Raw genomic sequence first — 11,638 nt, 5'->3', positions numbered from 1 at the left:
TGTTCCTATTTTTTGGGCGGTTCGCCAAGCTCTGGACGCCATGCGAGCAACGTTTGTATCAGCATTTGCAAAACATTCAATAGCGGCGCGGCGCGATCCGGGTGGTATTCGGCAGGATGATTTTCATCCATGTAACACGATTGCGCCATCTCCAATTGCAGTGCATGCATACCTTCGACGGGCCGGCCATGGTGCCGGGTGATATAGCCGCCCTTGAAGCGCCCATTATGTACCGCCGTGAATCCGCGCGCGCCGGTCAATACCGCAAAGGCTGCGTCGGCAAGCGCAGGATCGCAACTTGACCCGTCAGCGGTACCCAGATTCAAATCCGGCAGGCGTCCCGAAAAGAAACGCGGTGCCTCGCTGACAATGGAATGCGCGTCCAGCAGAATGCAGTATCCATGTCTCGCCTTGATGCGCTCGATTTCAGCGGAAAGCTGCACGTGATACGGTTGCCAGTATTGCGCGACCCGCTCGGCGATCTCGGTCGTACCGGGCGCCATGCCCTCCCGGTAAATGGGTTCATCGTGAAAGGTGCTGGCCGGACAGACTTCGGTATTGGAGGCGCCGGGATAAAGCGCGACGCCGGAGGGATCGCGATTGAGATCAACGACGATGCGCGAATATGTCGCCCACATCAGTGTTGCCTCGACCAAGGGTGCAAATCGATAAAGTTTTTCAACGTGCCAATCGGTATCCGGCATACGCCGCGCCGCGTCAGTGATGCGTGTTGACCACTCGGCCGGCAGCTCTATTCCCGCATGCGGCACATTGACAATGACGGGACTATCGCCGCGAATCAGCTTCCACAAATCAGCCATCGCGCGCCTTTCCACCGACGATTACTTGCCTTGGCCTGATGCCGCCCATCCAGTAGCAAAGCTCGGCGGGTTCGCTGATATTCCACACGCAAAAGTCCGCGCGCAACCCTGCCGCCAAGGCACCTCGATCCTTTTGAAGTCCCAACGCCTTTGATGCATTGACTGTGACGCCACGCAGCACTTCGCCCGGTGTCAGTCGAAACAAGGTCGCTGCCAGATGCATGTTGGCGAGCAAGGAAACAATCGGCGACGTACCGGGATTGAGGTCGCTCGCGATTGCGATCGGAACCCGGTGCGCGCGCAATGCTGCAATTGGCGGCAACTGTGTCTCGCGCAGGAAATAAAATGCGCCCGGCAACAGCACGGCGACAGTGTCATTGTCCGACATCGCCTTGACCCCGCGTTCATCAAGGTACTCAAGGTGGTCCGCCGACAACGCGCCAAATTCCGCCCCGAGCGACGCACCGTGCTGATTTGACAATTGCTCGGCATGCAGTTTCACCGGCAAATTGCGCCTGCGCGCGGCGTCGAGGATTCTCCGGGTTTGTGCCTGCGTAAAACCGATGTTTTCGCAGAAGGCATCGACCGCATCAGCAAGGCCCTCCGCGACGATGGCGGGCAGCATCTCGTCGCATATCCAATCGACATACGCATTCGCGCGCCCGTCAAACTCCGGCGGTACCACGTGTGCGCCGAGAAACGTGGTCTTTACCGTGACCGCATGTCTCTCGCCCAGGCGCCGCGCCACGCGCAGCATTTTCAGTTCCGTCTCGATATTGAGTCCGTAACCCGACTTTATTTCGATCGTCGTCACGCCCTCATTCATCATTGCGTGAATGCGCGGCTCACTTTGCCTCAGCAGTTCCGCTTCGTCCGCTTCACGCGTGCGTCGCACAGTGGAAAAGATGCCGCCACCTGCCCGTGCAATGTCTTCGTAACTCGCGCCATTGAGGCGCATCTCAAACTCGTGAGCGCGGTTGCCGGCAAAAACCAGATGCGTGTGGCAATCGATCAAGCCCGGCGTGATCAATGCGCCGGCACAGTTGTGTTGCTCGTCGGGTTTCATGCCGGGCGGCAAGGCGTCCATTGGCCCCACCCAGTAAATCGTTTCGCCTCTCGCGGCAATCCCCGCGTGTTCGATCAGGCCCAGGTCGCTACCTTGCATGGTGGCAATGCGGGCATTGGTCCAGAGACGGGAGACAGTGTTGGCGGGCATCAGAAAATCAATTTAATAGCCGCCTGAGCGTCGCCCGGTATCGAGACATTGCCGGCTGTTCTTGCAGATGCCGCCCCTCGCGCACCACCCACGCGCCACCCACCATCACATCGCGTACCGGCTGTCGCGATGGACCGAAAATGGCAGCGTCCAGCAATGCATCCCCTTCGTGCTCGACCAGCGCCGCATCATCGCCATTCATCACCACCAGATCAGCAAAGCATCGTGCGGCAATTGCCCCGACCCGCTGGCCGAGCGCTTTCGCGCCGCCCACCAACGCCTGCCGGTACAAGCCACCACCAATAGAAGCCAGTCCCGGTGTATTCAAAATATTGCGGCGTGCGCTTTTCAATCGTTGCGCGTATTCGATCACGGCAAGTTCGCGGAAAGGGTCCACGCCAACATTGCTGTCGCCGCCTATCGCCCAGTAGCCACTCTCCAGGAAATAATCCGGCGCGTTGAAAATACCATCGCCCAGATTCGCTTCGGTGGTCGGGCACAGCCCGGCGACGGCACCACTCTTTGCCAGCCGGAAGGTCTCGTCATCATCAAGATGCGTGGCATGTACCAGGCACCATCGATCACTAAGCGGCATGTTGTCAAGCAACCAGGCGACAGGGCGCTTGTGGCTCCACGCCAGGCAATCGTTCACTTCCTTCAATTGTTCCGCCGCATGGATATGAATCGGCGCGGCAGCATCGACCGAATCGAGGTGGGCGACGATGAGATTCAGTTGTTGCGGCGTCACTGCTCGCAGCGAATGCGGCGCAATCCCAACGCGCCTCAACAGGTCGCTGCCAGTCTGAAATCCACTGAGCTTGTCGACCAGGACATTGAATGCATCGATGTCCTGCACAAATCGCTTCTGCCCGGCATTGGGCGCCACGCCGCCGAATGTGGCATGCGCATAGAAGACCGGCAGCATTGTCAGCCCGATGTGCGCGCTATTTGCCGCCCACAGGATTCGCCGCGACATTTCCGCCGAATCCGCGTAGGCGTGACCATGTTCATCGTGATGCAGATAGTGAAACTCGGCGACGCTGGTGTACCCGGACTTCAGCATTTCGATGTACAACTGGGTGGCGATGGCCTCGTTGTCTTCCGGCGTGATGCGTTCCAGAAACCGATACATCAAATCGCGCCACGCCCAGAAATTGTCGCCGCCGGGTCCGGAACGCTCGGTAAGGCCCGCCATGGCACGCTGGAAAGCATGCGAATGGACATTGCTCATTCCCGGTATCAATGCGCCGCTCACTCGTTCTGCGCCAGTTGAGGACGCGCTGCTGGTCACCGACTGGATAAAGCCATCTTCGATCTCGATCCGCACATCCTTCCGCCAACCCTCAGGCAGCAACGCATCAGCGGCGAACAGGCTGGTGATGGTCATGCGCCGGCCGAACTGAAAAGGCCTTCAACCATCTCGTTGAAAACACCGTGGCGTATCAGCGTCGATGCCGCTTCGATATCCGGCGCCAACAGCCGGTCGTGATCGTAGAACGGTACCTTGTCGCGCACTTTCGCATGCGCGCGTTGCAGCACCGGTGACGTCTTCAACGGCAATCGCAGATCGATACCCTGCACTGCGGCCAGCAATTCAATTGCCACCACGCCGGTTGAATTCTCCGCCATCTCGCCCAAGCGGCGTGCGGCAAACGTTGCCATGCTGACATGGTCTTCCTGATTGGCCGACGTCGGCAGCGAATCGACTGATGCCGGATGCGCCAGCGACTTGTTCTCGCTCGCCAGCGCGGCCGCAGTGACCTGCGCCATCATGTAGCCGGAATTCAATCCGCTCTCTTTCACCAGGAACGGCGGCAACCCGGACAAGCCCGGATCAACCAGCAGTGCCATGCGCCGTTCGGACAGCGCACCGATCTCCGCCACCGCAATCGCCAGCGTGTCGGCCGCGATCGCCACCGGCTCGGCATGAAAGTTTCCGCCGGACAAAACCTCGCCGGAATCCGGAAACACCAAAGGATTATCGGTGACGCCGTTGGCTTCGATCTCCAGCGTGCGTGCGGCATTGCGCATCACGTCGTGGCACGCCCCCATCACCTGCGGCTGACAGCGCAGCGAATACGGATCCTGCACCTTGTCGTCGCCCACCAGATGTGAATCGCGGATGCCGCTACCTTCGAGCAGCAACCGATAGATGGCTGCGGTGAGAATTTGCCCCGGCTGGCCGCGCAATTCGTGAATACGCGCGTCGAATGGCGTGTCGCTGCCCATGGCGGCATCAACACTCATCGCCCCGGCCACCATGGCCGCGGCAAACACATTTTCAATCTGGAACAGGCCGTGAATGGCGAGCGCGGTGGAGACCTGCGTACCATTCAACAGCGCCAGGCCTTCTTTCGGTGCGAGTGTAATCGGCGAAAGGCCCGCCGCGATCAGTGCATCGTTGGCCGGCAGGCGCTTGCCTCCCACCCGCGCTTCGCCCAGTCCGAGCAGCAAGGCGGACATATGTGCGAGGGGCGCCAGATCGCCTGACGCACCCACTGAACCTTTGGTGGGAATTATTGGATAGACGTCCGCATTGAGCAGTCTCAGCAGTGACTCAATGATGAGGGGCCGCACACCCGAACGCCCGCGGGCGAGGCTGGCAATTTTGAGAATGAGGATGAGCCTGACCACCCGGTCCGGCAGCGGCTCGCCCACACCCGCGCTGTGCGAGAGGACGAGATTGCGCTGGAGCGCTTCCAGTTGATCGGTCGGTATGTGGGTGTTGGCCAGTTTGCCGAAGCCGGTGTTGATGCCGTAAGCGGGTTTGCCCCTGGCCACGATGCGCTCGACGGTTGCGGCACCCGCGCGAATGTCACCCCACGCCGCATCTTCAAGCTCAAATCGATGGTGGCCGTCGCGAGCCTGGCGCAACCACGCCAACGTGAGCTTTCCGGGAACAATGCGAAATGTATTTTTCATTGATGAATTATCCTGTAAACCACGGGTAGAGCGCAGCGAATTGCGTGAATACGTGCGGGCCGGGCCTTTGGGCGCGATCGGAAGGTTTCGTCAAGCGCCAATATTGGATTCTTCGTACAAAACTCAAGCGCTGGCGCGCCTTTTTGGCCAAAAAACGCCCGAAAGGCGCGCCAGGCTTGGAGTTTCATTCCTAGCTTGCGGAGATAATGCACCTGCGTCATATCGTTTTTTGCTAACCATCGTCAGCCTACGCAGATGCAACTGTCCCGCCATCGCGCGCACCATCTTTACACCACCGTTACACCACCTTTATCCCGGCGCAACTTCAAACAGCGCCTGAACACACTTGCTGCCCAACGCGAACGTGTGACTGGTCGTGCAACTGATTTCCGCGAACAGCGCTTCATCCGCGGCGCCGTGAACATCGCCCTGTACGTTCGCGGCACTCGACCGCTGCCTCGCCGAGCAACCGGCAATCGTCGTGTGGCGTCGTACGCACAATCGAATTGCCGCGTTTCAAACATGAAAGGGGTTTGACGGCAGTCAACAGACTCTTCCACCAAGGGTCTATAAATATAAAGGTCCATCACATATATGAGGCAAGATCCATGTCAAAAATCTCATGTGCTCTTCGTTCTTCCATATCTGTTCCGGCGCTGTTTCTCGCTTTGGTGCTTTGCACCTCTTCGCCGGTTGCCGCCATTCCCACTGCCATCAACTATCAGGGCTATTTGACTGATTCAAACAAGGTTCCCGTCGGCAGCGGCGTCGCGGCAAATGTAAGTGTCGTTTTCTCTCTCTACCCCACGGCATCCGGCGGGGCTGCCCTATGGAGTTCCACTCAGGCTGTCAGTGTCAGTGAAGGGTTCTTCACTACCGAATTGAATGTGGGCACGGCACTGCCACCACTGAATTTTGCGGTTGACTACTATCTCGGCATCAAGGTCGGCGCGGACGCGGAAATGACCCCACGCCAGAAGCTGCTCAGCGCGCCCTATGCTTTCAGGGCGGAGGCCGCCAATTCCGTGGCTGCTGGATCCATCCAGACTGCGTCTATTGCCGATGGGGCTATCACCAGCGCAAAGATCCAGGATCAGGGCATTACTTTCAGGGATATTGCCGATGGAGCCGTCGGTGGTACGCAGATTGCCGACGGATCGATCAATTCGGCAAAAATCAGTACCGGCGCGGTCGGCAGCACGCATATCGCCGACGGCGCCGTCACCGCAACCAAAATAGCGTCCGGTGCGATTGTCAACGCCCAGATTGCCGATGGCGCGATCACCGCAGCCAAGCTTGCCAATGGCGCCGTTGGCAGTTCCCAGATCGCTGATGGTGCCGTCAATGCAGCCAAGATTAGTGCCGGTGCGATAGGTAGCACGCAGATTGCCACGGCGGCCATCACTTCAGCAAAGATCGGTGCAGGCGCAGTGGGAACCTCGGCGTTAGCAGATTCCGCAGTCACAGCAGCCAAGATAGCGTTGCCTTTGGCACTAAATGCGAATCTCCCTAGCACGGGCACGATTGCGGCAACGAACCCCAATACTACGGGCAGAGGGTTGAGCGGTTCCGCTGCCGGCGACTATGGAACAGGTATCTATGGCGAGGGCTTGGGTGACCACGGCAGGGGTGTCTATAGTACGGCCTCCGGTATTTATGGAACGGGCGTGTATGGCGATGCCACAAATACGGCGGATTCCAAAAACTACGGCGGCTATTTTCTGGCGAAAGGGAATACTGGGGAAGGTGTGCATGGGGAAGCGACGGGCAATGCTGGAAATGGTGTCAGAGGTAAGGCTTCAGGAAGCACTGGTATTGGTGTCTACGGTGAGGGAGGTTTCATGGGAGGATATTTTCTCGCTTCTAGTACTGGTGTTGAAGGCGCTTCTACCGGTTCCAATGGAGATGGCGTACATGGAATTTCGTCTGGCTCTAGTGGAAATGGTGTATCTGGTAGAGCGACTGGAAACGAAGGTATAGGCGTGCTTGGGCATGCGTCAGACTTGAGCGACGCTATACATTACGGCGGCTTCTTCTCATCATCAGGAAACTATGGGAGAGGGGTTTATGGCAATGCATCTGGAACAAATGCCTACGCCGGCTATTTTGTTGGCAATGTCCATATAGCTGGCACCCTTTCAGCCACATCAAAGAGCTTCATCCAACCTCACCCAACAGACCCGTCCAAAGAAATCGTCTACGTCTCACTTGAAGGCGGCGAAAACGGCGTTTATGTGCGCGGCAGCGGTCAACTGAAAGATGGCAGGGCAGAAATCAATCTGCCGGCGCATTTTGTTCTGGTTGCCGCGGAACAGGGTTTAACGGTGCAGATTACCGCTCTGGATGAATCCAACGGCCTTTTTGTTCCAGAAAAAACGCCCAGCCGCATCATCGTTCAGGAAACTCAGTCGGGAAGAAGCAACGCTCGCTTCGATTACCTGGTTAACGGCCTCAGGCGTGGATACGAAAAACATGAGGTGATCCGGGAAAACACTCATGTGCAGCCAACCAAGGAAATGAGCCAGCAGGAATATGAAGAATGGCTGGCCTTGCCAAAAAATAATCCGACCCGAACACTGCTTATCGAAAATGGAACCCTGACCGCTGAAGGTAGAATCCACCAGGCAACCGCCGAGCGTCTGGGCTGGAAGCTTGGACCAAAGACCAAGGCAGAACGCATGCAGCAGATGGACCCCAAATCCGCCGGACGACCAGCAAATAGTGGCCCGCAATAGAGTTCTCAAGGAACAAGGTCGCTTGTTGAAATGTCCGGCTACGGGGAAGTCGGCAGACCGCAATACAAGAAACAAAAACACAAGCACTGGCGCGCTTTTACAGCCATTTTACGTCCGCAAGGCGCGCCAGACTTGGAGTTTTCCGCCTTCACAGGCGGCTCCACGCACCCCATCACTCAATTCCCAGCCGATCCAGTCGATAGCGAAGGCTGCGAAAAGTAATGCCCAGCACCTTCGCCGCCGCAGTTTTGTTAAAGCGCGTCAATTCCAGCGCCTTCAGTATTTGTTCGCGCTCGATCTGGTCGAGGTATTCATGCAAGGGCAACGTGCGCTCACCCGCCTGCACCGATGCCGCACTTCCCGGCGTTGACGATTCCTCGGTCAGGTACAGATCGCTTTCACGAATCAGCTTGCCATCGCAAAGCGCCATCGAGCGCTCGAGAATGTTTTCAAGTTCGCGAACGTTGCCGGGATAGTCGTAGCCTTTCAGCGCACGCATTGCATCTTCACCGAGTTCGGGCAATGCGACGCCCGATTGCTGCGCGATGCGCTCAAGCACGAGTTTGACCAGCAAGGGAATGTCTTCCGGAATTTCGCGCAGGCTGGGCATCTTGAGTTCAATGACGTTTAGCCGATAGAACAGGTCCTGCCGAAATTCTCCCGCCGCCACTTTCTCCGCAAGGTTTTTGTGCGTGGCCGAGATGATCCGAAAATCCACTGGCAGTTCAGCCGTGTCGCCGACCTTGCGGACCTTTTTTTCCTGAATCACACGCAGCAGTTTGACCTGCATCGCCAGTGGCAAGTCGCCGACCTCGTCAAGAAACAGGGTGCCGCCGTCGGCCGCGTGCAGGAAACCATCCTTGTCCGCGTCCGCTCCGGTGAATGCGCCCTTTCGATAACCAAAGAACTCACTCTCCATCAAGTTCTCGGGAATGGCGCCACAATTGACGGCAACGAACGCCGCATCGCGGCGCGCGGAGCCGGAATGGATCAGACGTGCGGCCACTTCCTTGCCGGTACCGGATTCGCCGGCGATGTAGACCGGCGCCTGACTGCGCGCAAGCTTGGCAATCATGTCGCGGGCGCGCTGAATCGGCGCCGACTCACCGAGCAGACGCGGGCCAGATCCGGGTGCCGGAATACCGCTACCGCTGGCGGGTAATGCGGTATCAGAAGCCATTGCACCGGTGGTCGAACGTCTCTCGCTGGCTGTATTGCGGCGGCTACGATCGCCGCGATCCGAAACCGCCTTCGGCAAATTCAATGCGGAGGTGATGACCTCGCGTAGTTGCTTGAGCTGAATGGGCTTAGAAATATAGTCAAAGGCACCCGCCTTCAGCGCGGACACGGCGTTGTCCGTGCTGCCATAGGCGGTGATGACCGCGACCGGCGTATTGCCATAGTTCTCGGCAATATGCGCGAGCACGCCAAGGCCGTCACCGTCTGGCAAGCGCATGTCTGTCAGGCACAGATCAAAAGGCCGTTCCTTCAGGCGTGCATAGGCCTCCTTGCAGTCTCGGGCTGCCTCCGCCTCGATACCCATGCGCATCAGCGTGAGCACCAGCAGTTCGCGGATGTCGGCCTCGTCATCAACGATCAGGACGTGTTTGGTCGTCATTTGGCTAAATTGCTCCCGGTCATGATCAGGCGAAAACATGCGCCCGAATTTGGCGGTCTTTCCGCAACGATGCATTCTAGCCTTGCACCATTGACGTCGGCCAGTTCCCTGGCAATATACAGCCCCAACCCCGTACCCCGGCTATCGGTGGTAAAAAATGGTTCGAACAAATGTTGCAACGCTTCGCTGGACACGCCCGGCCCGTCGTCAACAACATCGAGCACCAATGTATCGGGCAGCGTGCCCGGCCGTAGCGAGATCTTTGTGCTTCCCGTCCGGCCGCTGCCATGGTGAACCGCATTTCGCACCAGATTCCACAACACCTGATCAAGGTGGCTGCGATCGAATACCGGATGCACTTGCGTATGGATGGTCAGGTCAATGACGTCGGGTTCGAGCTTTTCGTTGGCGCAGAAGTCATGAACAAATTGGTCAAGATAGATGCGTGCATCGATGGGCTTCGGATGGGCACGATCGCGGCGATTGAGATAAAGCACTTCCTCAACCATGCGATCCAGCCGGTGGGCATTGTCGCGAATGATCGCCAGCAAACGTAAATCCTCCTTGCGGCGGCTGCTTTGCTCACTGTCTTCATGCAGTAATTCGGCCGCATGATTGATGCTGGAAAGAGGATTGCGGATTTCATGCGCGATACTTGCCGTTAACCTTCCCAGCGCGACCAGTTTCATCTGTTGTGCCTGGGCGCGGATGCGACTCGCGTCCTCAATGAAAACGACGGTCGGCGCGGGCAAGGCATTGCCGATCGCGACAAAACGAACCTGATAGTCCTTTTGCGTTTTCTGATCGCGCATCATGGAAAAAATGCGTTCCGGGTCGCGCCGCCACTCCTCCAGCAGGTTTGCAAGTGCTGGCGAGGCTTCGGCCAGAGTCCGGCTGCCTGAGTATTTCAGACCGCCAATCACGGCTTCACTTTGGCGATTGTGTTGGCGAATCAAGCCCTTTTCATCCACCACGACGAATCCATCCTGCATGTCCCGTATCACGAGCTCGTTGATTTGGGCGAGATTGGCAAGGTCCACACTTCGCTCTTCGGCGATCAGTTCTGCCCCGCGCGCATATTTGGCAAGTGTATAACCCAGGCCGGCAATCAGGAAATAGCTGCCCGCCAGCAGTCCGGTTTGCAAAAAATCGGCTGCCGCGGAGTCCAGCGACAAGAATTGCCACGATTGCTCCAGCAATATCGCCAACGCGGCGATCGCCGCATGAAAATACGCGATTCGCCCGCGCGCCACCAATCCCGAGGCGGCAAGCGTCACCAGCAGCAACAATCCAATCCCGCTCTTGACGCCACCCGTGGCATGCATCAGCAGTGTCATGCTGACGACGTCAATAACGACCTGCGCCGTCAGATGCAGCGCGGCGCGGGGCAATCGAAGGCGGGCTAGTCCCAGCAAGCCGACAGCCGCCGGCAAATAGAGTCCAAGCGACCACAGCGCCAGAGCGGGTGAGGCAGCGATCCACAACTGATAGCGCTGGAAGCCCCAAACAGAGACCATCAGGATGACTGCGATCACCACCCGGTACACACAAAAAGTGGTGAGCGAACTCCATACGGAATCTACTGATCGAGGTGCGCCGGCGGACGCGCCACCTCCGTCAGACATGGTCGGGGCGGGGTGCTCGCTGCTATTCAGCATGCGACGACAATGCCGCCAATTTTCACGCGGACTGGCGGTGCATGCATCGTTGTGGCGTCCGGCAGGTTCGCTTGCCATCCAGTTGCGCACTGTCGGATTCCGGCATGAACACTCCGCACAGATCGCACCTCACCATTTGCTCGGATTGGTTTGGTGGCCCGTCCTGCTTCCCGTCGTTACCCGGCTTTTTCAGCAGGCCCTTTAGGAGCAGCCAGCCCACGGCCGCAACCACTAAGAAAAACAGTATCTTTCCCATAATTTTCTAAGGCTCGGCCCCAAATGTGACGGTAACGATGCAATCGTAACGCAGTCCGGGCTATTTCACCGCATGAAGAGGTGATGTCGGATGACACGATTCAGTGCGCCACGTTCCGGAAAATAACCAGGCGCACGACCCTGATCGAGCCATTGCGATGCAACCCAGAAGCGCCGGTTTCCATTTCGACGCACGCCAGGCAAGCTTGAAGTGGCGGTACATGGCCTTGCCCCTCGGAAAAACCGCCGTAGGGAAAGCACAAATGCGCATCGCTGACGGGAAATAAAAAACCGGCATTTGCCGGTTTTTCATGAACCAAATATGGTCGGGGTGAGAGGATTCGAACCTCCGGCCTCTACGTCCCGAACGTAGCGCTCTACCAGGCTAAGCTACACCCCGTTTGTTGCTGAAT

At 57.9% G+C, this 11,638-nt stretch carries 8 protein-coding genes and 1 tRNA gene; 1 reads left to right on the top strand and 8 read right to left on the bottom strand.

Going from position 1 to position 11,638, the window contains the following annotated elements; all coding sequences use genetic code 11:
* Nucleotides 1-5: 5 nt before the first annotated feature.
* The 5 genes from hutG to IPP88_16315 form a co-directional block, all read right to left on the bottom strand.
* A complete protein-coding gene (gene hutG / locus IPP88_16335) occupies nt 6-821 on the bottom strand; it encodes an N-formylglutamate deformylase (GenBank protein ID MBL0124216.1) in 816 nt (271 codons plus the stop codon).
* Nucleotides 814-2,037, bottom strand: coding sequence for an imidazolonepropionase (locus IPP88_16330; GenBank protein ID MBL0124215.1), 1,224 nt, complete (start codon nt 2,035-2,037; stop codon nt 814-816). Before IPP88_16330 ends, hutG begins: the two co-directional genes overlap by 8 nt.
* Nucleotides 2,038-2,044: 7 nt before the next feature.
* Entirely contained in the window at nt 2,045-3,418 is a 1,374-nt protein-coding gene (locus tag IPP88_16325) for a formimidoylglutamate deiminase (protein ID MBL0124214.1), read from the bottom strand.
* A gap of 2 nt (nt 3,419-3,420) precedes the next feature.
* Nucleotides 3,421-4,959, bottom strand: coding sequence for a histidine ammonia-lyase (gene hutH, locus IPP88_16320; GenBank protein ID MBL0124213.1), 1,539 nt, complete (start codon nt 4,957-4,959; stop codon nt 3,421-3,423).
* 309 nt (nt 4,960-5,268) lie between these two features.
* Nucleotides 5,269-5,460, bottom strand: coding sequence for a hypothetical protein (locus tag IPP88_16315; protein MBL0124212.1), 192 nt, complete (start codon nt 5,458-5,460; stop codon nt 5,269-5,271).
* Nucleotides 5,461-5,567: 107 nt separating this feature from the next.
* Here IPP88_16315 and IPP88_16310 point away from each other — a divergent pair, with 107 nt between their 5' ends.
* The gene (locus IPP88_16310; protein ID MBL0124211.1) at nt 5,568-7,694 is read left to right on the top strand and encodes a hypothetical protein; all 2,127 of its coding nucleotides are present in this window, start codon (nt 5,568-5,570) and stop codon (nt 7,692-7,694) included.
* 172 nt (nt 7,695-7,866) lie between these two features.
* Here the strand turns inward: IPP88_16310 and IPP88_16305 are convergent, their stop codons facing one another.
* The 3 genes from IPP88_16305 to IPP88_16295 form a co-directional block, all read right to left on the bottom strand.
* A complete protein-coding gene (locus IPP88_16305; GenBank protein ID MBL0124210.1) occupies nt 7,867-9,312 on the bottom strand; it encodes a sigma-54-dependent Fis family transcriptional regulator in 1,446 nt (481 codons plus the stop codon).
* Complete coding sequence (locus tag IPP88_16300; protein MBL0124209.1) at nt 9,309-10,937, bottom strand: sensor histidine kinase; 1,629 nt, start codon at nt 10,935-10,937, stop codon at nt 9,309-9,311. The genes IPP88_16305 and IPP88_16300 overlap by 4 nt, the downstream gene beginning before the upstream one ends.
* A 611-nt stretch (nt 10,938-11,548) precedes the next feature.
* A tRNA-Pro gene (locus IPP88_16295) sits at nt 11,549-11,625 on the bottom strand.
* Between the last annotated feature and the right edge of the window lie 13 nt (nt 11,626-11,638).

The sequence above is a fragment of the Betaproteobacteria bacterium genome (assembly GCA_016720925.1).
GTDB lineage: Bacteria > Pseudomonadota > Gammaproteobacteria > Burkholderiales > Usitatibacteraceae > UKL13-2.
The sequence above is the reverse complement of the archived record's forward strand: the minus strand, read 5'-3'. Positions and strand labels throughout refer to the sequence as shown.